The 26,909-nt window shown below is 41.2% G+C and carries 22 protein-coding genes and 1 pseudogene; 5 read left to right on the forward strand and 18 right to left on the reverse strand.

The annotated features are described in order from the left end of the window. From JCM19038_RS17525 to JCM19038_RS21315, 3 genes are all read right to left on the reverse strand, one after another. Complete coding sequence (locus JCM19038_RS17525) at positions 1 to 525, reverse strand: TRAP transporter small permease (RefSeq protein WP_042420502.1); 525 nt, start codon at positions 523 to 525, stop codon at positions 1 to 3. Beyond that, the gene (gene dctP / locus JCM19038_RS17530) at positions 522 to 1,475 is read right to left on the reverse strand and encodes a TRAP transporter substrate-binding protein DctP (RefSeq protein WP_052361914.1); all 954 of its coding nucleotides are present in this window, start codon (positions 1,473 to 1,475) and stop codon (positions 522 to 524) included. The genes JCM19038_RS17525 and dctP overlap by 4 nt, the downstream gene beginning before the upstream one ends. Before the next feature lie 303 nt (positions 1,476 to 1,778). Further along, a complete protein-coding gene (locus tag JCM19038_RS21315) occupies positions 1,779 to 3,662 on the reverse strand; it encodes a sigma 54-interacting transcriptional regulator (RefSeq protein WP_052361916.1) in 1,884 nt (627 codons plus the stop codon). Between the two features lie 44 nt (positions 3,663 to 3,706). Between JCM19038_RS21315 and JCM19038_RS17540 the strand changes: the two genes are divergently transcribed. Continuing rightward, entirely contained in the window at positions 3,707 to 4,537 is an 831-nt protein-coding gene (locus tag JCM19038_RS17540) for a CoA ester lyase (protein ID WP_042420503.1), read from the forward strand. A 757-nt stretch (positions 4,538 to 5,294) separates the two neighbouring features. Here the strand turns inward: JCM19038_RS17540 and JCM19038_RS17545 are convergent. The 6 genes from JCM19038_RS17545 to JCM19038_RS17570 form a co-directional block, all read right to left on the reverse strand. Then, entirely contained in the window at positions 5,295 to 5,834 is a 540-nt protein-coding gene (locus JCM19038_RS17545; protein ID WP_042420505.1) for a histidine phosphatase family protein, read from the reverse strand. Positions 5,835 to 5,873: 39 nt separating this feature from the next. Further along, on the reverse strand, positions 5,874 to 6,941 hold the full coding sequence (locus tag JCM19038_RS17550; RefSeq protein WP_042420507.1) for a hypothetical protein: 1,068 nt from the start codon (positions 6,939 to 6,941) through the stop codon (positions 5,874 to 5,876). Positions 6,942 to 7,150: 209 nt separating this feature from the next. Next, a complete protein-coding gene (locus JCM19038_RS17555; protein WP_042420509.1) occupies positions 7,151 to 10,030 on the reverse strand; it encodes a DUF3427 domain-containing protein in 2,880 nt (959 codons plus the stop codon). Positions 10,031 to 10,037: 7 nt separating this feature from the next. Beyond that, a complete protein-coding gene (locus JCM19038_RS17560) occupies positions 10,038 to 10,439 on the reverse strand; it encodes a (deoxy)nucleoside triphosphate pyrophosphohydrolase (RefSeq protein WP_042420512.1) in 402 nt (133 codons plus the stop codon). 152 nt (positions 10,440 to 10,591) lie between these two features. Continuing rightward, positions 10,592 to 11,977 carry a 23S rRNA (uracil(1939)-C(5))-methyltransferase RlmD gene (rlmD, locus tag JCM19038_RS17565; RefSeq protein ID WP_042420514.1) on the reverse strand — a complete coding sequence of 462 codons (1,386 nt, stop codon included), beginning with the start codon at positions 11,975 to 11,977 and terminating at the stop codon, positions 10,592 to 10,594. 325 nt (positions 11,978 to 12,302) lie between these two features. Next, positions 12,303 to 13,094: a hypothetical protein gene (locus tag JCM19038_RS17570; RefSeq protein ID WP_042420516.1), complete on the reverse strand. Its 792-nt coding sequence runs from the start codon at positions 13,092 to 13,094 to the stop codon at positions 12,303 to 12,305. 256 nt (positions 13,095 to 13,350) lie between these two features. On the opposite strand from JCM19038_RS17570, the gene JCM19038_RS17575 reads away from it, so the two are divergent. Continuing rightward, the gene (locus JCM19038_RS17575) at positions 13,351 to 14,355 is read left to right on the forward strand and encodes a mannonate dehydratase (protein WP_042420518.1); all 1,005 of its coding nucleotides are present in this window, start codon (positions 13,351 to 13,353) and stop codon (positions 14,353 to 14,355) included. Positions 14,356 to 14,712: 357 nt separating this feature from the next. Here JCM19038_RS17575 and JCM19038_RS17580 read toward each other — a convergent pair whose 3' ends face one another. The 9 genes and pseudogenes from JCM19038_RS17580 to JCM19038_RS17615 all read right to left on the reverse strand — a co-directional run bounded on the left by JCM19038_RS17580 (position 14,713) and on the right by JCM19038_RS17615 (position 23,419). Continuing rightward, entirely contained in the window at positions 14,713 to 15,414 is a 702-nt protein-coding gene (locus JCM19038_RS17580; RefSeq protein ID WP_052361919.1) for a tripartite tricarboxylate transporter substrate-binding protein, read from the reverse strand. Further along, a complete protein-coding gene (locus JCM19038_RS21320; RefSeq protein WP_052361922.1) occupies positions 15,387 to 15,737 on the reverse strand; it encodes a hypothetical protein in 351 nt (116 codons plus the stop codon). Before JCM19038_RS21320 ends, JCM19038_RS17580 begins: the two co-directional genes overlap by 28 nt. After that, positions 15,737 to 17,122 (reverse strand): tripartite tricarboxylate transporter permease, encoded by a 1,386-nt coding sequence (locus tag JCM19038_RS17585; protein WP_238554479.1) that lies wholly within the window; start codon positions 17,120 to 17,122, stop codon positions 15,737 to 15,739. Before JCM19038_RS17585 ends, JCM19038_RS21320 begins: the two co-directional genes overlap by 1 nt. 126 nt (positions 17,123 to 17,248) lie before the next feature. After that, positions 17,249 to 17,743 (reverse strand): tripartite tricarboxylate transporter TctB family protein, encoded by a 495-nt coding sequence (locus JCM19038_RS21325; protein ID WP_052361924.1) that lies wholly within the window; start codon positions 17,741 to 17,743, stop codon positions 17,249 to 17,251. A 47-nt stretch (positions 17,744 to 17,790) separates the two neighbouring features. Continuing rightward, positions 17,791 to 19,224 (reverse strand): alpha-ketoglutaric semialdehyde dehydrogenase GucD, encoded by a 1,434-nt coding sequence (gene gucD / locus JCM19038_RS17595; protein WP_052361926.1) that lies wholly within the window; start codon positions 19,222 to 19,224, stop codon positions 17,791 to 17,793. A gap of 13 nt (positions 19,225 to 19,237) precedes the next feature. Beyond that, positions 19,238 to 20,148, reverse strand: a pseudogene (gene kdgD, locus JCM19038_RS17600) (5-dehydro-4-deoxyglucarate dehydratase). Between the two features lie 104 nt (positions 20,149 to 20,252). Then, positions 20,253 to 20,945 (reverse strand): FadR/GntR family transcriptional regulator, encoded by a 693-nt coding sequence (locus JCM19038_RS17605; RefSeq protein WP_042420520.1) that lies wholly within the window; start codon positions 20,943 to 20,945, stop codon positions 20,253 to 20,255. 150 nt (positions 20,946 to 21,095) lie between these two features. Further along, positions 21,096 to 22,226 carry a glycerate kinase gene (locus JCM19038_RS17610; protein WP_042420522.1) on the reverse strand — a complete coding sequence of 377 codons (1,131 nt, stop codon included), beginning with the start codon at positions 22,224 to 22,226 and terminating at the stop codon, positions 21,096 to 21,098. A gap of 290 nt (positions 22,227 to 22,516) precedes the next feature. Then, the gene (locus JCM19038_RS17615; RefSeq protein WP_042420524.1) at positions 22,517 to 23,419 is read right to left on the reverse strand and encodes a diacylglycerol kinase; all 903 of its coding nucleotides are present in this window, start codon (positions 23,417 to 23,419) and stop codon (positions 22,517 to 22,519) included. A 280-nt stretch (positions 23,420 to 23,699) separates the two neighbouring features. Between JCM19038_RS17615 and JCM19038_RS17620 the strand changes: the two genes are divergently transcribed. The 3 genes from JCM19038_RS17620 (at position 23,700) to JCM19038_RS17635 (ending at position 26,252) form a co-directional block, all read left to right on the forward strand. Beyond that, entirely contained in the window at positions 23,700 to 24,233 is a 534-nt protein-coding gene (locus JCM19038_RS17620; protein WP_193745161.1) for a copper resistance protein CopC, read from the forward strand. Next, the gene (locus JCM19038_RS17625; RefSeq protein WP_042420527.1) at positions 24,233 to 25,309 is read left to right on the forward strand and encodes a copper resistance D family protein; all 1,077 of its coding nucleotides are present in this window, start codon (positions 24,233 to 24,235) and stop codon (positions 25,307 to 25,309) included. The genes JCM19038_RS17620 and JCM19038_RS17625 overlap by 1 nt, the downstream gene beginning before the upstream one ends. Positions 25,310 to 25,817: 508 nt before the next feature. Next, positions 25,818 to 26,252 (forward strand): hypothetical protein, encoded by a 435-nt coding sequence (locus tag JCM19038_RS17635; protein ID WP_042420531.1) that lies wholly within the window; start codon positions 25,818 to 25,820, stop codon positions 26,250 to 26,252. The last annotated feature ends 657 nt before the right edge of the window (positions 26,253 to 26,909 follow it).

Raw genomic sequence — 26,909 nt, forward strand, 5'->3', positions numbered from 1 at the left:
TTAGATCAATTCTTTAATCTCTTCTTCCGACTCAATCGATTCAATTGGTTGATTTTTAACCCCTCTGTAAATAAGCTCAAGATAATAGAAGATTAATAAAACACTTGCGATAATCATAATTGACATCACTGCCCATATCGGTAACTGTAACGTCGTTAAAGATGATTGATGGGACACGAATGCATGGTGAACGACAAGAATACTAGAATATAAAATAAACACCGCGAAGATTAAACTAAACACATGCGCAACGATAAAAATATATCGTCTCGTTTCTTCACGAATTAGATTCGTAATTAACTGAATTCTTAAGTGATGTCCATATTTACCCGCATGTGCGATCATCAGCATAATTGACCAGATCATGCAATACACCCCAACTTCATTTGCCCAATCAAAGGAGTGATTTAATAGATTTCTTTGTACGGCTTCATAAAAAGTTATTGACGCAGACAGGATGAAAAGCGTAATGGAAATCGGAAATAAAACTTTCTCTTCAAACTGTAATATCCACTTAAAGATCACTCACTCTCCTCCTCAACCGTTCTCTCCAACTGTAAAAATCGGTCATAGAGCTGTTGATTCTCTTCTCCAAATTTCTCAACAGCTGGTTGCATGTCTTCTTTCATTTTTTCAATATTTTCTTCAGTTTCTGTATGAATCGTAACGCCTTCTTCTAATAATACCTCAATGATTTCTTCTTCTTTTTGCATCGCCTCTGCCCACTGTCTTGCTGCAATTTCTTGAGCCAATGATTCGACCTCATACCTGTAGTCTTCAGGCAAGTCATCTAACCAACGTTGATCAAACAAGATCGAATAGGTTTGTACATTTTTTCCAGGAGCGTGATAACCATATTCAACTGAAGTACCTAATACTGTTAACCAACCATCTGCTGATGTAAAAACAGCATCAATGACACCTTGTGATAATGACGTCGACATCTCAGAAGCAGAAATCGCGACCGCTGAATACCCTAACGTCTCAGCTAGATTCAACAAGAACACACTGCCCGTAAGCCTGACCTTTTTTCCTTTTAAATCTTCCATGCTCGTTAGTTCTTCACGTTCTGAAATATACATTAAATCGGATGAGCGAATTAATCCTTGTATACTAATATCTTGATCCGTGAGTAATTCCGATAGGATGTCAACGAGCTCTAAACGATAACCCGTCTTTAACATGTTGTCATCTGTGATCGCAAACGGTAGCGCTAAAATCCCAAAACCATTATCAATCGATTCTAGTTGTGAAGAAATGGGCCAGACACTGTGCACTGCTCCTGTCCCTAAGGAACGGACAGCTGAGATATCCTTATACAATTGACCTGCAGCAAAAAACTCAACCTGAATTCCCCCGTCAGTACGCCTTTCGATTTCTTCTGCGAATTCCATCATCAGTTGACTTTTAAAATGTGATTCAGGTACTTCACTTGTCATAATCATTTCATACGTTTTCTCTGAGCTTGTAGCCACAGAAGTCTGCCCTGTACACCCCGACATCAATGTAAGCGCTATCAATATTGAGTAAAAAAAAGACCGTTTCATCACATTCTCCCTTCATTTCCGTGTCTTACCATAGAAGGATTGCAATTCTCGTGCCAATACAATTCTATCGATGAATCAAACAATTTGAAATCGAGACCTGTAGAAATTCCCCTCTCTGTTTCATTTATGCAATGCCGTCAGAAACAAAATGAAACGAAATGATATACATTTCGTTTCATTTGATCAACTATACGATTCAACGCTGTTATGAAGTTGGCACTTGAATTGCAACTAATCGAGTATGCTGTACTTTTTCATCTTACGCCATAAGGTTGTTCTAGAAATTCCAAGTTCTTCAGATACTTTCGATTTATCCCCTTGGTGTTCAAGCAGTAACTTTACGATGTTACTTTTCTCGTGTTCTGTTAAATCGATGTGTTTAAGACTTGTCTTTTCTTCTTGCCTTGTGAGTGTTCCGGAGGTGTTTAATGAAATAAATTCTGTAAGGGTTTCATTAAATGATTCAATAAGCACCATCGTAGTTGAGTTAGGAGGTGCTAAAGCAGTCAGTCGCAAAACAAAATTCTCTAATTCTCGAATATTCCCTGGCCACGTGTACTCTTGCAATAACGCCTGATTTGCATTCACCATATCTCTTGCTTGTGTTTCGTCAATGCCATTTTGAATGAGCAAATGTACGAGTATAAATAAGATATCTTTCAAGCGTTCCCTAAGTGGTGGAATTGTAATGTTAAGTACATTGATTCGGTAGTATAAATCTTCTCGAAACTCACCTCGGTGGATAAGTTCGAGCAACGATTTATTTGTGGCGGCGATAATTCGTACGTCCAAAGGGACGATTGTTTGACCGCCTAAACGGATAATCTCTTTCTCTTGCAGGACACGCAATAAGCGAACTTGTAATTCTAAAGGAATCTCTCCAATTTCATCTAAAAAGATGGTTCCGTTTTGCGCTAATTCAAAGTATCCCGCTTTGCCATTCTTACGAGCACCTGTAAATGCACCTTCTTCATAACCGAACAATTCACTTTCTAGAATATTGGAAGGTATGGCAGCACAGTTCACCGGTAGAAACGGACGATCTCTACGCTCACTTCTCATATGAACGCTATGCGCTAACAACTCTTTACCTGTACCCGTTTCACCATAAATGAGAATGGGCGCATCAGAATTCGTCGCATATTGAATGGACTTCGCAACGACCTTTTTCATGACCGTCGATTCATGTACAATATTCGCGAATTTGTACTTCGAATGTAAGGTTACTCGTTTTTTGTGGAGGCGATTTGTTGAACGATCACTCAGCGTTACTAAATGACCATAAATCCGTTCTTGGTAAGTAATAGGAAAACTTTGGATTTTACTGTTATACGATTCTTTTTTAATCAACGAGGAATTAGGCATATGGATCAAATCATGAATAAACTTCCCTACAATTTCTGCTTTTGACATGTCTTTAAAAAACATGAGAGCAGCATGATTCACGTCTAATACAATGAAATCTTGATCAACAAATATTGCGGGTTCGGTTTTAATATCGAATAACGTTTTCACTAATTGTGTGTTCATGATTGCATTTTTTTTGGAGATAGCAAATTGAAACGCTTTCATGATTTCAGCTCGAAGTGTATCTAAGCTATACACAAGCGTATTCGGAAATTCTAACTGTTTTGCAACATCACAGATTGATGAGGTTGAAACGACGGAGTGGATTCCTTGCTCTTTCACTTTTTTCACTTTTTTATAAGCGTCATCCATATTGTCACAACGATAATCCGTAATCTCAATATCTAATAATAGTTGATAGCTATAAAGATCATAGCCATGATCACGATAAAAGATTGTAGCTATCTGATCACCGTACGCTTTTGCCTTGACTAATGAGCGCACTAAGTCTGCTTCAGAAAACTTCAAAGAGTATACAGGAACAAGTTGCGTTAGTTCTTCGAATTCTTCAACAATAAAATCTAAATGTGCACCACTTGTGATGACTAAATCATAATCAATCATTTTATCGACCGTGATGTGCTCCCAAACGTTACCGAATTCTACTTCTAGAACGACAAGCTTCATCGGAATGTTTAAGAGCTCACTCACTTCATAAAAGAGATGTGAAAAATTCGAATGAGTAATGACCAACGTATTAACGACCAAAAACAATCACCCTTCCAAAATTATGTTATGAATGGAGAGATCTTATGAGTATTGCTTACCTTTTTGTTCCTGGTTCAAGTGAAAAGAAAATTGCAAAAAGTTTCGAAAGTAAGGCAGATGTTGTTATTATTGATTTAGAAGATAGTGTCAAAATAGAAGAGAAAGTTGAAGCGAGACGATTAATCTCTACAGCAGTTAACAACATACCCAATCATAAGAAACGTACATTCTTACGGGTGAATGCCATGAATACCCCTTGGATTCAAGAAGACATCTCACTTGCCCAACAGTTAAAACTTGATGGTATTATGATACCAAAAGTTGAGGAAGCAAGTGACATCATTTGGGCTCAAAACCAAACCGAACTTGAAATTATCCCGCTTATAGAATCAGCTAGAGGAATTCTTAACCTTAAAGACATTATTCTCGCAAGCACAACAACAAAACGCATTGCGTTCGGGTCTGTTGACTATGCATTAGACATCGGAGCGGAGTGGACCGCTGAAGGAGAAGAACGGAAAATCGCAATGAACACGTTAGTTTTACTATCACGATACTATAACTTAGAACCTCCAGTAGATGCGGTCTACCCCGACATTCATGATCAAGAATCGTTGCAACGTGACGCCAAATTTGGAAAGCAACTCGGTTTTTTCGGGAAAATGGTCATTCATCCAAAGCATATTGACTGGGTAAACCACGTCTATCAACCTTCTAAAGAGCAAATTGAATGGTGTCAATTAGTCGTGCAAGCCTATGATGATAACAATCAAGACGGTGCGTTTCAATTAGACGGTAAACTCATTGATTTGCCCATTTACATGAAAGCTAAGCGAACACTCGCCATGGTCAACAGACAACTAGTCGATCACTAGTACCGTGTGGAAATGACCTCTATGACAGATGGTTACAATCGCATAACAACCAGTACTCTTCACCTTACAATGTTGTATGAACAATTTAGCATTCGTCTAATCATCCGTTATAGTTCAAATCTGATACTGGCTATCAACCAGCTTAAGAATCTGATTATAACCATCATTCTCTATGGAGGTCTATTCATAATTACAGCAAGACGCCAGCCTAAGAAAAGCTGGCGTCTTACGTTTATCTTTCTCCACTGAACCAATCACAACCATTATGCAAACTTAGCCATAAAGTAAAAGGACACAGTAATCAACGTGCTTAGCGTCCAATGTGGAGACACTGTCACTTGTTGACCGGTTAAATTGTAAAGATTCGTAAAATTCACTCTTCCCAGAAAGATAGAATAACATTAGCACGAGTATGTACGGACTTAATGAACTAATAATCGTGATGATTTTATTCGTATCAAGCACGAGCGTTAAGATGAGCACAAGACTCATAAATAGATAACTAGGACAAGGTCAATGACCGGTCCAAGATACTTTCCACACAGATGGTAAAGGACCTTCTTATGATTCTTTACATTTAACTGATCACCGAGTCGAACGAGGTGGTAACCGAGAATGCAACTAAATCGCTGTTATGTCGTTAGTCGCCAATCAAAAAAGAGCCTCATAGGCTTGAGGCTCTTAACAGAACTTATTATTTACGGAGTGCCATACCAGATTAAAAATGTTTGTAAGCATTGACCTGACTAATAGAAAATCACCATACCCTTTGATACTTCCATTGATCTCTTTCATAGATAAGTTGAAAAATATCAGGGTTACGAAGCCCTTGCCAGTCTGAGAAGTCAAACTCCCCAATCGTCTTTAATAACAACGACAATACTACTCCGTGTGTAACGACAACCGTATTACCAGAGTGCTGTTCTTTGACGTGCTCTATGACTTCCACGATTCTATTCTGAGCTTCAACACTCGATTCTCCACCCTCATATTTCAATTCCATATCTTCAAATGTCGCTTGTAATTTCTCTAGCCAGTCCGGTTCATTCTTCGTGCTTAACACGCGTTCTGACAACAAAGTCGTTGTTTCTATTGAAAGCTTGTTTTGCCTAGCAAATGGCTTAATCGTTTGGAATGCACGCTCATATGGACTAGAAATGATGTGACTTATATTCTTGTTTTTAAAAAATTTCGCTACCTCAAGGGCTTGATTACGCCCTTGAACTGTAAGCTCTGCTTCTGGCGCCTGTCCTTTAGCTTCACAATGCCTGACTACATAGATTACACGAATGTTCATCACCCCTCACACTAGAATTGTTCAAACATCAACATTAGACTAAGGTTGCAAAGTCTGACGTCCTCTCTTACTCGTTCTCACAATATTAATGATCAGACTCACAATCACAATAAACCCAATGTACCCTAATAATGGGTAAACGGTATTTACAAGATCCACAAAACCGATAAAGCCAAAGCTTAAACCGAGAATACATGTAACTACGACCGCTCCTCTGTAACCATTCGTTTTCGGCTCAAAAAAGCGTACTAAGAACGTGTAAAAAGAAGTAGCTGCTGTACTATAAATCATCATGAGTAAACCAAGTGCCATGAAGAACCCTACAACTGGGTTGAATTCATTAGCCAATAAGAGAATTGGCATTTCAGCTTGGTGAACGCGGTCTAAGTTCAAGTAAACCCCTAACGCTACAATAATCGCAATGACCCCTAGGGCAACCCCACCTAAGATCGCACCATTCCGAACGCCTCTCTTATCTTTTTCAACTGAACCAACGACAACCATAATGGCAAATCCGACCATAAAGTTAAAGGATACGCTAATTAACGTACTCAGCGTCCAATGCGGAGACACCGTCAATTGTTGACTTGCTAAGCTTTCGAGAGTCGCAAAATTGGCTTGGCTCGCAAAGATTGAATAAATAACGATAATAAACAGTAGTACGAGTATGTATGGACTTAACGAACTAATAATGGTGATGATTTTATTCGTATCAAGCACAAGAGTTAAGATGAGCACAAGACTCATAAATAGATAACCCCAAATTGGCGCAAGACCGAACGATTGCTCAAATAGCGAACCACTCCCAGCAATCATAATGGCGCCTAGTCCAAACAAGAAAAAGGTTAAGACAAGGTCAATCACCGGTCCAAGATACTTTCCACACAGATGATAAAGGACCTTCTTATGGTTCTTCACATTTAACTGATCACCTAGTCGAACGAGGTGGTAACCGAGAATCGGCAACAAAATCATCGTAACGGCCGTACCGACAATTCCCCACACACCGTGACTTACAAAGAATTGCAACATCTCTTGCCCTGAAGCATAGCCCGCACCAACAACCGCGCCCACATACACCCCAGCAACACGTAGCGTCGTCTTCACTGCCTTCAACTCCTTATGTACACAAAACTCTACGCATACACTTACAATTATAATTCTCTATATAATAAATATTTAAATAATACTTTACTATTTTATTATTTAAAGTCAACTAAATCGCTGTTATGTTGTTAGTAGCCAATAAAAAGAGCCTTATATGCCTAAGGCTCTTTTCTAAAAGTGAAGTTCATTTGGTTTCCTACCACTATCTATTATCCAGCATCAATCAAATAACGATACAGATGATGTTCAACGGGTTCTTCGAGTTGAATATTCACATGGACAATTGGCTTTTGATCTGTACCTTCACCTATTGTCGTCTGAATTGCTGTTTCTTCTTGACAGATCCCTTTACCTAGATAATAAAAGTCAGTACCTTCAGCTTTATCTTTTTTCACAAAGATATGGAGATCAATACCTAGTTGATCAGCATTCAATATCGTACTTACTTCAGGAGAACTCTTTTTCCTATTGCGCTTCGTACTCCACTGAAAAATATCTCTACTTATAAACTCCTCTTGATAATTTATACTGTCCTCATCATCTTCTGCCTTGTGATAATCAACAAAAATTGGGCACGTTCCATGCTTTGTTTTGTATCCATACACAGTTGATGATTCATCCTTATCCCAGTTCAACAATTTACACGCATCTCTTCTAGAATACTTTTGATTAATTGTTAATGGTCGCTCTTTATCGTAACGGCTACTTTTCGCTTTAGCACAGTGAACTAAATCTACCAACATCTCTTTAAAAAAAGAATTGTTTCTTATACTAGTCCCTAAACTTTCATTAAATGAATAACAATCATTATCCATCTCAACAACTGGCTTGTTGCCATACTTCGATTTATCTCGATCAACAAAGAACGATAAATTTAATATTCTCTCCACTGAGCGTATAGTCTCTTCATCAACATAAATTTCAAGCTCGTTTAACAACGCTTCATAGTTTTGTTTCGTAACAGAGAAACGATCTAGCAACAGATCTAATAAATAAATTTCATGTTTTCGCTTTCCATTTAACACTTCTGCTGAAAGCATAGTTAAAACAGCTTGTTCATATGCTGACAACACCGGAATGTCTTCTTTCATCTTCAATAGAAAGTGGTAGTAGTTATCATTTTTATTCGCTATCACATAAGGGTCTACTGAACGATGATCAACAAAGTCCTTTAACCAAGGTGCCCTACCTAATCTGTTTTTTAGCTCCTCAAACGCATTCTTTAATATCGTTTGTTTTGTAAGGTTCGTCGCATCAATTGCATTGTAGATTCGTTGCTTGGCTATATATTCAAAGTTAATTGTCGAGACTCCACTTATATAACTCGTATCTTTTACACTCCTACGGACATTATCTTTATTTTGTGAGCGATCTCCAGATAAAGCAATTGGAATCAAATAATTATTTTGGTAATTACCAATGAAATCAATGACTGTCACATAATCCTTTGATGCATGTTTTCTTAAACCTCTACCTAGTTGTTGAATAAAAATGATACTAGACTTTGTCTGTCTTAACATGACAACTTGATTAATGCTTGGGATATCGATACCTTCGTTGAAAATATCAACTGTGATTAGGTAGTTGATGTCACCATCTTCTAATCTTTTCACTTGTTTTTCTCTTTCAAGAGCACTTGTCTCTCCTGTTAATGCGACACTAAGATATCCCATCGTTGTTAGAGCTAATGCCAATTCTTTAGCCTCTTCTTTTTGACTACAGAAAATTAACCCTCGCAATTTCTGACCTGAGTATCCGTAGTAAAATATTTTCTCTATAATATGTTTTACTCGTTCTTCAGTGACTAGCTTAACCGCTAATGTTGCATCTTCAAGTACATGACCATCAACCTCTATATCAGTCACACCGAAATAGTGAAATGGACAAAGCATGTCTTCTTCTAAAGCTTCTTGTAGTCGAATTTCATAGGCAATATTATAGTCAAAGAGTTCGTACAGGTTGTAATGATCGGTTCGATCAGGAGTTGCTGTCATGCCTAACATAAATTTAGGAGTAAAATAATTGATTACGTTTATATAAGACTGCGCACCAGCCTTATGTACTTCATCAATTAAAATATAATCAAACTCACCCGGCTCGAAACCTCGTAAATTCTCATCTTTAGAAAGAGTCTGAATCATAGCGAACACATACTTTGCATTAGATTGTTTTACAGAACCACCTATAATTTCAAAGTCTTCATCTTTGCCACCAAGTACCTTTTTATAATCACTCATCGCTTTCTTCAGAATTTGCTCACGATGAACGACGAAAAGCATTCGCTTTGGCTTAAATGCTCTTACATCAAATGCAGATAAATAGGTTTTCCCCGTACCTGTTGCTGATACAACTAACGCTTTGCTGTTGTCTGCTTCACGAACCGATTGAATTTCAGTCAAAGCGCGCTCTTGCATTTTATTTGGTGTAATCGTATATATAATATCTGATTGTTTATAAATATTCTTTGCCTCTGCAACTCGAGAGATTACCTCAGTTTGCTTAATTAATTCGTATTCCTTTTTATAACTTTGGATCCATGCATCGTTTAAGAGTGTTGATTCTTCCCAAATATTCATGAACTCAGAAATAAATTGATCAACAATATCCCCGTTTTTAAGAGAGTGGAGCTTAATATTCCACTCATGGTTAACTTTTAATGCTTTTGCAGTTAAATTAGAGCTTCCAACAATCAGCGTATAATGAGAGTTATGTTGAAAGATATAGCCTTTCGCATGAAACCCTTCGACGTTAGTAATCCTAACTTCCACATTCGTTAGTTTCATAAGTTCTTTAAATATTTCTGGTTTGTTAAAATATAGATAGTTAGATGTAAGAATTCTACCTTTAATACCCTTTGCTTTCAGATCCAGCAAATGAGATTTCAACATCGCTAAACCGCTCTCTGTGATAAAAGCAACAGAGAACATAAACGATTGACTTTTTTCAAGCTCTTCAAGAATACTAGTGAGAACACGCTGCTGATCTCTGTTCACTAGAAACTGAGGATCATAATTCGCTGCTTTCTCATATTCTTTATCTATAAAACCCTTATGTAATGAGGCCTCTAAGTTATTCGTAAAATCCCCCACGTATCAATCAGTCCTCTTTACCATGCAGAGTAATTTTTTCTATTGCTGGTATGTCCGCAGGCGCCCAATCTAAATCACTTAATTCACTACGATCTAACCACTTTATATCGATATGTTCAGTTAATACTGGTGATCCCTTTTTTAGTGAACAATAAAATGTTGTTAAATGTACGGTGCCAAAGTCGTATTCGTAAACTGTCGTGTCAATCTCAGCTCCAATCTCCACTTCACATTTCATTTCTTCTTGGATTTCACGATACAAAGCTTCTTTTGGCGTTTCCCCTTTTTCAATTTTGCCTCCAGGAAATTCCCACTTCATTGCAAGCGTTTTTGTGTTACCACGTTGTGCACACAATATCTTGTTGTCTTCTTCTATTACTGCCCCAACGACATGGATGTTTTTCTTCATTTTATACTACCACCTAGTTTATATTGTAGTTTTATAGTAATGAATCTATTTTATAAACTCAATACTTAACGATTATCATGTAAGCCCTTAGACAAGAATTATTGTACAAAAAAGTGAACTGCCATGACTTCATAGCAGTTCACTTTTATCGACTAAACCTTTTCCAACCAAGCAACACTCTCCACATGCGTCGTCTGCGGGAACATATCCACAGGTGTAATCTCTTTCACTTCATATCCACCGTCTTCAGCGAGGACTTTTAAGTCACGAGCGAGTGTCGCTGGGTTGCACGATACATAGACAATGCGCTCGGGCTTCATTTGGATCATCGTCTCTAGTAAGGCGGGGTCGCAGCCTTTTCTTGGTGGGTCGACGACGAAGACGTCGGCTTGGATGCCGTGGGCGGTTTGCCACCATGGGACGACTTCTTCGGCTTTGCCGACAGCGAAATCGACGTTCTTCATGTTGTTCAGTTCTGCGTTGTTCTTTGCATCACGGATCGCGTCTCCGATGACTTCGACGCCATAGACGTGCTTCGCTTGTTGGGCAAGGAATAATGAGATTGAACCGATGCCACAGTATGCGTCGATGACCGTTTCTTTCCCAGTAAGCTGTGCGTACTCCATGACTTTATTATAAAGCACTTCGGTCTGTATCGGGTTCACTTGGAAGAACGATCGTGGCGAGATGAGGAAGCGTACGTCGCCGATCTTATCTTCAATGGTCCGCTCGCCCCACAGTACTTCAGTTTCTTCACCGAAAATGACGTTCGTATCTTCACGATTGACGTTCTTCACGACTGAGCGTAATTTCGGAATTTGTGCTTGCATCTCTTCAATGATCTCATTGATATGTGGCAAGTGCTTTTTGTTAATGACGAAAACGATCATTACTTCACCCGTATGGTGAGAGCTACGGGCAACGATGTGGCGGACATTGCCTTCACCGGTTTTCTCATCATAAGGTGGGATGTTGAATTTCTTAAGCAATCCTTTTACGACTTGGACAGCTTGATCATTCTGCTCACCCGTAATAAGGCAATGATCCATATCAACAATTTGGTGAGAGCGTTTGGCATAGAAGCCAGCGATGAGCTCACCGTCTCGGTTCACACCGACGGGCACTTGCGCTTTATTGCGGTAGCTCCACGGCTCGTCCATCGTGAGCGTCGAATGGACCGGAATGTCACTGTTGCCCATATACTTGTGCAACGCGTTGACGATTTGTTGGCGTTTGAAGTTGCTTTGCGCGTCGAGAGACAAGTGCTGCAACTGGCAACCGCCACATCGGTCATAGATCGGACACGGTGGTTCAACGCGGTCATCGCTCGTCGTGTGTCGTTCGATGAGCCTGCCGAAGCCAAAGCCTTTGCCCGCTTTAATCACTTTGACCTCTGCCTCTTCACCAGGCAATCCGTTCGGAACGAAGAGTGGGTATCCATCGATCTTGGCGACACCTGCCCCTTCATGGGTTAGATCTTCAAAGGTGACATGATGGTATTCATTTTTCGTTACAGGTGCTTTTATTTTTTTTGCCAAATCAGGTTCACTCCACTGTCTTCATATAGTCTTAGAGTCTTATTGTACACAATGCGAAGGGAAAATTCTATGTCGATCGTCGGAACGAACGCTATTCACCATAAAAAGCCGAACTCATCCTAGAGCCCGGCTTTCCTTTGCTCTTATAACTCGTGCACATGAATCTCAATGCCATTCGCATTTGCGTAATCATGCAGCTGTGCTTGCAGTTCACTCACATTCTGAATTGAAGAAGATGTGACCGACTCACGGTCAAGCTCTTCACCAATCGTTGTGAACCATTCTTCAGAATTCGCATTCGCCTTCTTAATGGTTTCAGCGCCACTTAGCTCATCTGCCCTAAAGTGATGCCTTCAATCCCTTGCATCATAAACGAAACAAGCGTCATATCTCCTGCGATATGATTCGCAAGCTCATCCGTTGGTCGTTGCTCAAAGTCCTCTACAAGCATTTGTAGATCTTCTAGAAGGTAGTTCGCTTCATATAAGAAGTTATCCACTTCACTAATTGCATCAGCTTCTGAACCATTATCCACCGTTAAGTGATAATCCTCATAAAGCGCATATGAGTTCGGCAAATATCCGAACTCTACAACCTCATTGTCTGTCTCAACATCCGTTAATCCAGTACACGTATTGCCAAATTCATTCGGCATTGCTTCGAAACTTGATAAACAAGACAAATACGCTTTTACTGTATACTCGCCGTCAGGGACGTCCGAGAACACTGCAAAGAATTCATCCTCTGTATCTTCAGCGTTAACACCGTATACTACATCAATTAGGCGATCGCCACTATCGTATAGAAGAACAAACGGATCAAGCTGTGTAGACGGTACGTTATCCATTGTAATTGTTCCATGTACGCTAACAAGATCAAATAAGCCTTCTTGGAATTCATCGTATTCAAGCGTCATCGATTGATTGGAAGTAGACTCTTGTTCTTCTTCACGATCATCAGGCTCTTCAGCTGCACTTACGTCTTCTGCAGATTCGTCTCCTTCTGCCATTTCCTCGTCATCGGCCGACGCGAACATTCCGATAACTAAAAACGCGACAATTGCAAAAAACCACCACCGTTTATAAAACGGCTTCTTCACTTTCTTGTTTTCTTCCATTTTAAAAACTACTCCTTACCCTTATTCTAGTTTCGTTCCTCTATGTAACAAGTATGGAAAAATATAGATAAATACTTTTCAACACAATTATTAAACCTAAGGTATTTTGTACTATAAAGCAAGACTTTTTTCATTAGTATACTTCTTGTGTTCCTATCTCCCAGCCATTAATTAAAATAATTCATCTCGAGATTTCAATTGACCGAATATTTAATTTGTCTTACAATAAAATTAACAAACATAAGGGGTTGACTACATGGATATTTCGGTAACGACAACGACTTTTCACTTGTCTGATGATGACTTAAAGCAAATGGTACAGTTAGGTGTTGACTATATTGATTTTGGAACGGGCGCTTCGTTTCCTGGAGTGAAAGAGGAAGGTTTGCCAGATCTTGATGCACTGCTTCAAGAAAGACGACGAATTCAATCGTTTGGTCTAGACATTAATCGTGTCACTCTCCCTGATCTATCAGAAGCGTATATGAATGATGATGATTCTGGATTAGAGAATTCCGTTAAAGCCGTAAAGGTCTTCGGTGAAGCTGGGGTCAATATCGTCCGTCAGCGATTTGCGGGTGACACGTTTAATCATTTGACGAAAAGTTACAAAGCGACACAACGTGGAGGTGCCTTGGCGCGAGGTGAAAGTCTTGTATTTAGTGATGAACCGTACCACGTTCATTCCTTAGACGACCATGAGCATTACTGGAAGCGCTTCACCAATGCCTATTCACAGCTCGTTCCTGCTTGTGAAGAAGCCAATGTCCTTCTGGGCATGCATCCATCAGATTCTCCGTTACAAGGGACGCCCTTTGGAGGGCTTGGCTACCGAAGAATTATCGATGAATTCCCAAGTAAAAAAGTGGGCTACATTTATTGTACAGGTACACGTGCCGAAGAAGGTGGCAGTTCGTTAGTACTGGATGAACTCAATCAGTACGGAAGAAAAAAACGCTTATTCCTTATCCACTTTAGGAATGTTCGTGGTGCACTACCTACGGCAGGTGCATTTGAAGAAGCTTTATTGGATGATGGGGACATGAACATGTATAAAGTTCTCTATGAATTAAAGAAAACTGGATTCTCAGGTTGTCTAAATCCAGATCACGTTCCTGTGATGCAAGGCGACGTTCCTGACCTTGATGCAAACTGGCAATACTCGAACATCGGCTGGAGTTATCAGAGTGTTGGTTTTGCCTACTCAATTGGATATATTCGTGCTCTACTCAACGCAATGACCGAAGTTCATGGTTCATAATACAAATCCCCGTACCAGTTCGGTACGGGGATTCAGAGTGTCGAAAAAGTGCTGTTTTTTTATAAAAGAAGTGGAATGCTAATGAATTTATAAATCTGAATGCATTAAAGCAATAGACTCCGTGTTTATTTTGTACGTCCAATGCGCCCTAAAAAAGCGGCTGTCGTGGCGAAGACGCCTGCGGGATTAGCGTTAGCCGAAGATCATGTGCGAAGCACGATAGCTGAGGCAACGCCCGCGGCAAGCGTAGCCACAAAAGCCGCTTACTCATTTACGAGTACACTTTTGGTACGTTTAAGTTTCTCAACAGCCTGAATAATCCCCGTACCAGAATCGGTACGGGGATTTTTATTCATTCTATGACGCTTCATCTGCTTCTAATGTTTGAATTAATTCAGTATAGTATTCTCTAACGCCTTCCATATGTTCAAAGGCTTCTTCTCCGTCTAAATATTCGGGAATCGTGTAGTAAGACTCTGCCCGACTTTGGTATTCTTCGTTGTTTTCGACAACTTCTTTTACTGCTTGAGAGAACGTTTCGACAATTTCATCTGGTGTTTCTTTTGGAAATGCAAAGAAGAAGAACTTCTCGAATTCTATGTCGATTCCTTGCTCAGCCATTGATGGTGTGTTGTCGTATAACTCTCTGCTTTCCTCAGCCAATACGCCAACTGAGCTGAAATCACCGTTCTCAATATAATCCGTCGTAACCCCATAAGCGATCGGGATAACATCAACTTGATTTCCTAATAGAGCCACGATCTTATCTGAAGCACCACCAACATCAATTAATCGAAATGATGCGCCAGTCTCACGCTCAAATGCCATCATTTGCAGGTGGGTATAACCACCAACTTCCGTACCGAAGTATAGCTCATCAGGATTCTGTTCTGCATAGTCAGCTAGATCACTTGCATCTTGGTAAGGCGCATCTGCATTGATGATAAATGTGTCGCCCATATCAAATGTAGAAATGGCTGCAATCTTGAAGTCACGATGATCAAAGTCAGATACCCCGAACAATTGATTGATTAATAGATTGTTGTGAAAGAACAGCACTTGATGTCCATCAGCCTTGCATCTAAGATTTCCCGTGAACCAACACTCCCTCCTGCTCCAGCGATGTTAGAAACGACCATGTTCACACCCAGTTCTTCGCCGACATATTGACTTAATAACCTTGCTCCTAAGTCTGTGTCACCGCCTGCACCAGCCGGGACAACGACTTCAATCGTTTGGTTTGGGTACGATTCGACGGACGCTTCAGACACAGTCGCCTGACTCTCTCCAAATGTTGGTGTCGCTATGTTTGTCGTGAACACAATCGTCAGAATCGATGCAACTAGTAACGTGATACACGTCCACTTTACTGAAGTTTTCATCATTGATCACCTACAATTCTTCTTCGCTTCATATTATTACGAACAGCAACAATCACAGATATTAACGCAACGGCAAGAAACACAAAGGCTATTGGAGATGTTACAAATGGCGTCCAATCTCCGTTTGAGTGCATTAACCCTCGTCTAAGGTTGAGTTCCAAAATTGGTGCTAGAATAAACGCTAAGACCACAGGCATGATTGGAATTCTCAGTTTAATAAGCACATAACCTAAGAGCCCACATGCTACAAGAATGATCGCATCAAAGAGACGGTTGTTTACGCCAAAAGCACCCACAACACACAATACGATAATAATCGGCAGTAACAAATGTTGTGGTACATTTAAGATTCGTATGAAAAAACGCATACCAATAATTAACAACAACGCCATAAATGCATTTGCAATTAATAACGCTGCAAAAATGCCATACATGACATCTCCATGTTGCTCAAATAACAACGGACCTGGGTTTAGACCATGAAGCATTAACCCTCCAATGAGTAACGCCGTAACACCATCACCAGGTATACCAATAGAAAGTAATGGAACTAATGCGCCACCGATCGAAGCGTTGTTCGACGATTCCGTCGCTACTACTCCATAAGGTGTACCTTTCCCGAATTTTTCCGGTGTTTTAGATTGGTTCTTCGCAGTGGCGTACGCGATGATGTTTGCTGTTGATCCCCCTAAACCTGGTAAGATCCCAACACCAACACCGATGAGCGTTGATCGCAGCCAATTCCATTTTTGTTGAAACACTTCTCGAAATGAAATACCAATATCTCTTAGCTTATAAGCGATTTCAATTCGTTTTTTATTCTGATCGTCTTTGTTTTCTGCAGCCTTCAATATCTCTGAAATTGCAAATAAGCCAATTAAAACAGGCAGGACATCCAAGCCAGCATCTAGATCACTAAACCCAAATGTAAACCGTGGATAAGAATCAATTGGGGCCATTCCAATCATTGCTAATACAACACCTAAACAACCTGCCAGTACACCTTTTAACATGGAATTACCTGACAAACTTGTAATCATCGTTAGTGCAAAGATTGTGACCGCAAAGTATTCAAAAGGTGAGAATTCAATAGCAATCGATGCCAATAGGGGCGAGACAAAGATTAAAATAGCAAAACTTAACAACCCTGCAAGGAATGAAAAGATGATCGTTAACGTAAACGCTTTCCCCGCTTCACCATTTTGCGCCATTGGATACCCATCAAATGTGGTTGCAATACTTGATGGGGTTCCTGGTATATTGAGCAGCATCGCGGGTATAAATCCCCCAGACACCCCGCCGATGTAGAGACCAAGTAATAACGCCATTCCATTTAATGGCTCCATACCGAACGTAATCGGTAAACAAATGGCAATCGCCATCACTGCCGTCAAACCTGGTATGGCCCCGAAGACGAGCCTAATGCAACGCCAATTAGTATGATTAGTAATGTTTCTAGATTAAGTACACTTACAAACCCGTTCAAAAACAAATCAACCATCGGTTTCCTCCTATCCCAGTATTCCAACTGGCAACATTAAGTCAAATCCACTACGAAATACGTGGTAAATGACAACCGAGGCAGTCAGTGACAAACTGCTAAACATAAGAAGATTACGCTTTTCTTTTGTTGCCAATAAATAACTTTGAACGACCAAATATAAGGTTGTCGCGAGAATAAACCCTATGATCGGAAGGAAAAGTAAATACAGCAAGATCAGGACAAACGTGATCCCAACATTGACTTGCTTCGACTTCACGTTGCCTTCATCATCTTCTTTAGTTGAAGCAACTTCTTCATTACCGGCCTGTTTTCTAGCAAGGTATAATAAAACGATACTAATTAGAAACATAATCACTGAAGCAACAATCGGAAAGAAACTTGAGCTTACGCCTATAGACAGTATTGAAAGCGTATTCATATTTATTGATAAGAAAAACACACCAATAGACAAAACCAAAAAACTTAACCCTGTAACTACATTGCTTCTTCGTTCTGAAAGCATTGAATCACTTCCTCTACAAGATTAGAAGAGGGGGACAAGCCCCCGCCCTATGCTTTAACGAATACCGTCTTAATGTTCGTAAAGAACTCTTTGGCTGCTTCTCCTTGCTCTCTTGAATGAGAACTTGAATTCTTCATACCTCCAAATGGCGCTTGTAGTTCAACCCCCGCACTCTCTGCATTGATTCTAACAAGACCTGCATTCATGTCATCGATAAATGACATCATTCCACCGATATTGCTAGTGAAAATTGACGCACTTAATCCGTAATCACTATCATTAGCTAGCTCAATGGCTTCTGACAAATCGTCCACCTTGAATAAGGTAATAACAGGACCGAAGATTTCTTCTTGGGCCAAACTACTTGAATGCGCAAGATTTTCAAAAATCGTCGGCTGCATGTAAAATCCGCGCTCTTCGTATAATTGAGATCCTCCCGTTAGAAGACTCCCACCTTCAGTCACGCCTTTTTCAATATAAGCGAGACTTTTTCTAAGTTGTGGTTCAGAAGCAAACGGTCCCATCCACGTTGATTCATCGAGACTGTCTCCGACAATGATCTCTTCTGTTTGTGCAACAAGTTTCTTCTTGAATTGTTCATACACGTTTTCATGTACAATCACACGGCTCGTTGCCGTACACTTTTGACCTGTCGTTTTGAACGCACCAGAGATGGTTGCTGAAACAGCAAGCTCGAGATCTGCATCTTCACATACAATGACTGGGTTTTTCCCACCCATCTCTAATTGATATTTCGCTCCACGTGCAAGTGCTGTTGCACCAATTTCTTTCCCTGCGGTATTCGATCCGGTGAACGTAATTCCAGATACGTCTTGATGTTCAGTTAATAAGCTTCCAACTTCCCTACCTCCACTCACCATGTTAAGAACACCTTCAGGTAAATCAGCTTGTGAAAAACACTCCATAATCTTCGCGCACGTAATACTCGTTTCAAGCGCAGGCTTTATGACAACTGTATTTCCATAAATAAGTGCTGGCGCTAATTTCCAAAGTGGAATTGCCACAGGAAAATTCCACGGCGTAATCACACCTACAACGCCAAGTGGTGCTCGCGTAGTAAACATGAGTGCGTTTGAATCCGTTGCCGGAATCACATCACCCACCGCCCTCATGCCTTCATTCGCATAGTAACGTAAGATAGAAACGCCACGCTGTACTTCGCCTTTCGTCTCTGTAATGGTCTTACCCATCTCACGACTGGCAATTTGTGCAATCTCTTCGGCTCGTGAATTCAACTCGCTCGCTGCTTTATACAAATATTCTCCCCGCGATGCCCCTGCAAGTGATGCCCAATGGGCTTGGGCGTTTTTCGCAGCACGTACGGCTTCATTCACCTCTTCTTCTGTTGCGATTGTTACTTGCCCGACTGTATCCGTTACGTTTCCAGGATTTATGACCGTATGTTCCGGTTGTTGCTTGGTTTCCCACTTAGCATTGATATATGGTGTTACTGTAATCATTGCTTCACTTCCTTTACGCATTGATTTTAGGATACTTGTCGTAAACGTGAGTAATAATGGCTTCTAACTCACGATAATGTTCCGGTTCAACTGGGCTAATTGGTGGTCTGACTTTTCCTTGTACTGGTAAACCGATAATTTCCATTCCCGCTTTAATTAGCGATACTGCATACCCTGGCTTTTTCTTACGAATAGCGTTGATCGGTAAAATAACATCACGGTAAAGCTCCCGACTTTTGCATCATCTCCTTCAAGCAAGGCGTTATAAAACATTCTAGAAATGTGAGGGATATAGTTTGAAATGGCGGATGAATACGTATCAAAACCAAGTGGCAAATACGCAGGCATCGTTACTTCTGCCATCGGCATACCGTTTAACCAGCCAAGTCGGTCACCAAATGTTTGCGTAAGCTCAATATTTAAGTCCATATTTCCAATGCCATCTTTCAAACCTACAAGGTGTGGATAATCAAGTAATGCTTCTAGTGCGTCTTTTTGTAAAACCGCATTTGCCCGTTGATAAACAATGGCATTTAAGTTCGTCCACTCGAGTAACTCTTGAACATAATGTTTTACTCCTTCTTGATTGCCTTCAATTAAATAAGGAGGTAAAACTAAGTAACCGCTTGCACCAAGCTCTTCAGAAATACGAGCGCATGTTTTCGCATGTGCAATGTTTCCTCCTACACCGGTATACACAGGCACAGAACCTTTCGTAGCACTCATCGCTACTTCGACCATGCGACGATATTCATCGGTTGATAACGCATGGAATTCCCCAGAACCACAAGCAATAAAGATCGCGTCTAATTTCTCATCGATTAAATATTCAATATTTTTAAATAGTGCTTGTTCATCTAACTCATTATCATTCGTTAATGGCGCCACTGGAAACCCTAGAATTCCCTTGCTCATTACAGCCATTTCATCACCTCTTTGATATTTTGTTCAATTGTAAGACAAATAAACTTGTAAGTCAATTTAATAATAAAATTCATAAAAAAATAGCATGTATCCATAGATACACACTACTGTTGATTTAACACCTTATCGCGTACAAACGTTAAATGTCGATACATCGCTTCAAATGTTACTTGTGGATTTCTCTCTTTAAGTCCATTGTAAATTGCACGATGATGAGCAACCGTCTTCTCTTTCTCACGATATTGAATCTGCTTATTCACTTTTTCATGCGCTAACAATAAAGAATCCATCATTCCTTGCATGATGGGATTATCCACGCTTGACGCAATAATGTGATGAAACTCTAAATCATATCGACCGTAATCATTGTCTTCTTTTGTTTCAATTGCGACGATCGTCTCGTGTAAAACTTCCAATTGTTCATCGGTAATCTTCTCAGCAGCTAACGTAACAAGCCCTAACTCTAACGTCATTCGCGCTTCAATAATGCCTTCGATGTTATCATTCATCAATGAAAGCATTGTTTTAAAGGGCTTACTGCTAATACGCTCAGTGAAATACGTGCCATCTCTCGTTTTCCGTTTTACAATACCGAGTGATTCTAATGATGTAATCGCTTCTCGTAAAACCGGTCGACTTACACCAAGCATATCGATTAACTCCATCTCAGGAGGTAACTTATCTCCTGGCTTTAGTTTGTTTGTCATTAACAAATCGACGATGCTTTCTTCAACATGTTGCGCTAATGTCGTACGCTTTACTTTCTTATCAATCAAGTTCGCCTCAAAATCTCTCATCTACTTCACCCCTGCTCATACCTCGAGTGTAGCATAGGAGCTATTTGTAAAACAAATAGCTGATTTTACAAATATAACTTATCGAAGATGTCAAAATGCCTTGGAACATGGAATCATCAGCCATCTTCAATAAGGAAGACTTTTACAGTTCTACTTCTTCCACACTCGCGCAATATTCTCAGCGGTTTCTTCTAAATACTGTTCACCGTTGGCTAATGCGTCTTCGAGGTCAATTGCACCGGGTACGATGCTGAATACGGCATCTATGCCGTGTTCATAAACGGTTTTGTACCCTTCACCGAGTGCGCCGCAGACCGCGATCACGGGTTTGTTTGCTTCTTTAGCAGCAAGCGCAACACCGACGGGGGTCTTGCCGTAGATCGACTGGCCGTCGATTTTACCTTCACCGGTGAGGACGAGATCGGCGTGTTTGACGCGCTCTTTGAAGTTCGTTTCTTCTAAGACGAGCTCGATGCCAGGAACGAGCTTCGCATCTAAGTAGGCGAGTAGTCCCGCCCCAAGTCCGCCAGCCGCTCCTGCGCCAGGGATGTTTTTGACGTCGTTCCCAGTCGCTAAGACGGTACAATTGTGAAAGTTGGCGAGTGCGGCATCGAGTTGCTCGACGTCTTCTACTGTTGCGCCTTTTTGCGGTCCGTAGATTGCACTTGCCCCTTCGGGTCCGAGTAGTGGGTTCTTCACATCGCAAGCAACGACAACTTCAACGTCGTGTAAGCGCGAATCCACCCCCGCAGTGTCAATGTGAACGAGCTGCTTTAAGGCTGCACCGCCTCGACTAATCGGTTGATCCTTCTTATCAAGTAATGTCGCACCGAGGGCTTCAATCATTCCGGCACCCCCGTCATTCGTTGCGCTTCCACCGATGCCAATGATTATTTTCGTTATGTCTTGATCGAGTGCATGACGAATGAGCTCACCGGTTCCATATGTAGACGCTTCTAACACATTACGGTTTTCTTTCGTGTTGTAATGAATTCCACTCGCAGATGCCATGTCCATAATTGCCGTTTTGCCGTCTTTTGACAGGGCGTATGTCGCAGTGACTGTCTGTTTGTTCGGACCTTCAACATCTACATTGATCGTCGTTCCTTCAAGGCTTGCGGTGAGTGCTTCCATCGTGCCTTCACCACCGTCCCCCATTGGAATTAAATCTGTCGTTAGATTAGGACGAATGTTGCGAAAACCGCGAGCGAGCGCATGGGCTGCCGCTTCAGCGGTCATACTTTCCTTGAACGAATCAGGTGCAATAACGAGGTGTACCATTTGTTCCTCCTTTAGAGACTTGTCCATTTTATTCTCTTGACGTGATTGTGGAAAACTCGTATGATTTTAGTAAGAGTGTTACCCTTCTTCTACGTTGCAGCGCGGTACATAGGCTGTTGCTTCTAGGAATCTAACAGTATAAGGAAGGATGAAGTGCACGATGCATTGGTTTGCTATTTTTTCTGCAGTATTTGCTGCAGGCGTGGTTGCATGGTCGATCTTCAATATTGTGGTTGCCAAAAACTAGAACTTCTTTTGAAAACACGATGGTCTGAGCGCCATCGTGTTTTTTATTCGTCTTCCTCTGGCTTTGGTACGAGCATTTCAAAGTGATGATGCAAGTTAACGAATTCTTTCGGAATTGTTCCGCCGTGTTCGCCGTCTAAGTTCAGTTGCATCTCGCCTTCAATCTCAATTTTAATTCGATTTGCTTGAATGTAAATAACTTTGTCTTCGTATATGTGCTGACCAGATAATGCTAGACTACCGATTCGAACGAAATCAGCAAGGTTGGTTTTTTTCAGTAAAATCATATCAAATAGACCATCATCAAGCTTCGCATCAGGGCTTAGTTTCTCGAACCCTCCGACAGAGTTGGAGTTGGCAATTAGAAACAGCATGATCTTCCCTTCAAACAGTCTGCCGTCATACTCAATTCGTGCCTCTCGAGGTTTTAAGAAAAACAATTTCTCAAAGCCTTTCACATAATACGCCATTTGTCCCATCATCGTCTTTAACCGACTCGGCGTATCATACGTCAATTCTGTAAGACTTCCACCAGCGGCAATGTTCACAAAATATTGATCTCCCGCTTTGCCGACATCAAGTGGTGATACGTGATCTCCCGTTAACACGTCACAAATGCCTTCCATATCTAAATCATGCAACTTGAACGCCCGACCGAGATCATTCGTCGTACCTGCAGGAATTAGACCGAGTCGAGGGCGATTCTCGAGTTCCGCAAGACCATTAATCACTTCAAAAATCGTCCCGTCACCACCTGCAGCAATGACAAGATCATAACCACGAAGTCCAGCCTCGTGAGCCGCTTCTTTTGCACATCCTTCTTGTTTCGTTTGATGCGCAGATGCTTCGTAACCTGCTTGTTCAAGCCGATCAAGGATATATGGTAAGTTCTTTTTCATTTGTTCTCGCCCAGAAGTTGGGTTGTAAATAACTCTCGCTTTTTTCATGATACTCTTCTCCTATTATCGTGAAGTTATTCTTTCTATAACGTATCATGCATAATTCATTGTCTTCTCTAGTATAGTGTACCGAAGTTGGAAAGGACAGGCAAAGATTCCCTCACAGTTCCTTCACAATCACCTCACACGTTCTTCCTTGCTTGCACTACCTTTGTCACGTAAACTAACTATGGTTGTACTTATTCTATTGATATTTCTAGTAGGAGGATTTTATGAAAAAAACAAAACATCTATCGCAGGTCTGCTTGTCGTTATGGGATCAGCTGCAATGGCTACTACTACTTATGCCCACTCTTACGTGGATGAAAGCATCCCAGCAGATGGCGAAACGGTCGAAGAACCTGTCGAGACGTTAACCCTTCATTTTGACGCAGGAATTGAGCCTGCAACAACGGTCACAATTACCGATCAAGACGGTGAAGAATTCGCCGTACAAGATGAAAACGTTGAAGGCGACGATTTCATCGTAGAACTTGAAGAGCCGCTTCCAAGTGGCGACTATAACGTGTTCTGGCAAGCACTCGGAGCCGACGGTCATGGTACTGAAGGTGAATTTAATTTCTCTGTTGATGCACCTGAAGAGGAAGCCGTTGAAGAAGACGAAGTCACAGAAGACGATGCGGTTGAAGAAGAGGCAATTGAAGACGCAGTAGAGGAAGACGATGCGGTTGAAGAAAACGTCTCCGAAACGGCTGATGAAGACACATCTGACAATAACACAGGTCTAATTGTCGGGATTGTCGCGGGTATTGTTGTACTAGGTGCTGTAGTGTTCTTAATTACTCGTCGTAATCGCTCGTAATGACACTCGTCATTTTCTCTAACATTGTGATCTTTATCGCACTCACTTTGTGGGCAGGGCTCCACTTAAGTGAAGCGATTGGGACAAAACGACGGCCACCCATCAAAGTGCCGTCGTTTTTAGCACCAGCTTTAGGCGTAATCGTGATCGTCTTCAGCTTTATCCCAGTCGGATTAATCGTGGAATCAACATCACAAATGTTCGGAGAACCGTTCCAAGTCGTCTTATCGGACGTTTTATTCAACTTTCGAATCGGTCAAAGCTTCGTCGCAACTGTCGCACTCGTCATCGTCGCCTTAATTTGGCGCTACGCTGTACGTAACGACAACTTGCTAGCATGGCTGCAGATGATTCCCACTGTCGGATTATTCATCGCAGCAAGCTGGAGTTCCCACGCCGCATCACTTGCTGACACTGGGTTTTATTTGAACACCTTGCACTTTCTTGCTGCAGCGTTTTGGGCAGGAACGTTACTCATTGTCGGATTCTTTTCAGTGAAAGAACATGACGGATGGGAGTCCTTTTTCAATTGGTTCACGCCATTTGCCATTGGCGTTGTCCTCGTTATGATTGGTACAGGTATTGGCATGATGCTTCTTATCACGCCAGAATATACGAACAGCTGGCTCATGACCTACGGTCAGATGCAACTGCTCAAACACATGCTCTTCGTCCCGCTCGTCCTTTATGGCTTCGCACACGGTTTCTTAATGAAGCGAAGAATCAACAACGGGTTAAGTGACAACAAAGTCCGAGCATCGATGCGGATGGAAAGTGTACTACTCGTAGCGATTTTCCTCGTTACTGCTGGTATGGTCGAACAAGAACCACCGCACGAAGTCGCTCAAACATTATACTTCGAAGAGAAGTCAGAGCTCGGTATGTACTGGATTACAGATGAATTCTGGGGCGACGACCAAATCGTCTGGAGCTCTCCATTCCAACCGCTCTACTACTTGCAGCCGGACTGTTCGTGCTTACACTATTCGTTGTCCACGTCGGAAACGGCCAGAGTGTGTGGGCAGTGCCAGTATACCTACTCATGTTCGTCCTTTGTGTATACCTTGCACTCATGATCGGCGCGGAGAAAGTTGTGACCTAGCTATTGATGAAAGAGCAGCCTGTGGGCTGCTCTTTTTTTTGAGTAATCAAGTTGGGTGCGGGGGGCGAGGACGGTTAGTTTTAGTCTTGATCCACGTCCTCTGACTCTTGATCCACGCTCTCTTATTCTTGATCCGCGCTCTCTCACTCTTGATCCGCGCTCTCTCACTCTTGATCCGCGCTCTCTCACTCTTGATCCGCGCTCTCTCACTCTTGATCCGCGCTCTCTCACTCTTGATCCGTACTCTCTTATTCTTGATCCGCGCTCTCCCAGACTTAATCCACATCTCCTTTTTAGCAATTCATTGCTACCTTCACAACCTGCTTACTCGCGGGTTTTCACTTCCTTACCCTCTTCCCCATGTCTCTTTCCCTAAGAAAATTACGGTTTGGATGATCCAACGTATATTCATTTCGTTAGCTACGGTAAATGCATTTCTCAGTCCTTATGAGATTGATAACTAAATAATTGAGGCGATATTTATGAAAGTGATGACGCTTTTTACTCTCACTGGTTTTCTTATCATTCTTGTTGCGTTTTCGTTCGTTACAACAAACGACCCTGCTTCAGACTCCAGAGAGCCTCAAGACAGTCAGGTTGTACACGAGCAATTAGCTGAAGGTGACTCAACTGAAGAAGTACTCGATGAGTCAGAATCACGTCAAAAAGCTCCGCCAGCACCAGAACAGGTGGAGATTACGGGTACATTTCTTACTTGGCACGCCGTTCGTGATGACGATATCGACAGTTATCGAATCTACAAAGTGGGTGAAGATGGCGACGAACATGTTGCTAGTGTTTCACAAAATGAACGGAAAACGTATACCGTTGATGAGCTTACTCAATTTGACTATTATGTAACAACTGTGACCGAGGGTGGTACTGAATCTGAGCCATCTGAAATCGTCTCTCAATAATTCTTTTAAAAAAAATTACGGAAAAAGTGATCCAAATCATTTTAGGAAACGTTAGCTTGGCAACTAGGCTTTGAAACATCACATAAAAAAAACAAACGCAACGGTTTGCAAGTCAGAGCCTGTACTCTAGTTGAGGAGGTGTTTTCCATCTTAGATGTAACGCAACTTCTAAATGATGTATTAAACGAGAGTGGAAATGAATCTGGGAATGTAACAATTTCTCTTAGTATTCTGTAAGAAGAAAATAGAGTAAGCGATGGAGGTGATGATTCTCATGTTCGATATCACACAAATTCTAAACGAGATGCTTAATGAGAGTGGCACCGACTCAGCTACTTTCGATCTAGATTACAAAGTTTTCTAGTTGAAACAAAATCACAAAATCGACCCTGACAAAGGAGGTGCTTTCCATGAACGATATTACACAAATTCTTAATGACGTGCTAAACGGGAGCGGGAACGACTCTGGCAACATTGGCCTTGATTTGAACATCCTTTAAATAATGATTGAATTTCAATAAGGAGGTGTCTTCCATGAACGACATTACGCAAATTCTTAATGATGTGCTAAACGGGAGCGGAAACGACTCCGGCAATATTGATTCTGACTTGAACATTCTTTAAATAATGATCGATTCTTCCATAAGGAGGTGTTTC

Source organism: Geomicrobium sp. JCM 19038 (assembly GCF_000698125.1).
Classification (GTDB): domain Bacteria; phylum Bacillota; class Bacilli; order Bacillales; family Marinococcaceae; genus Geomicrobium_A.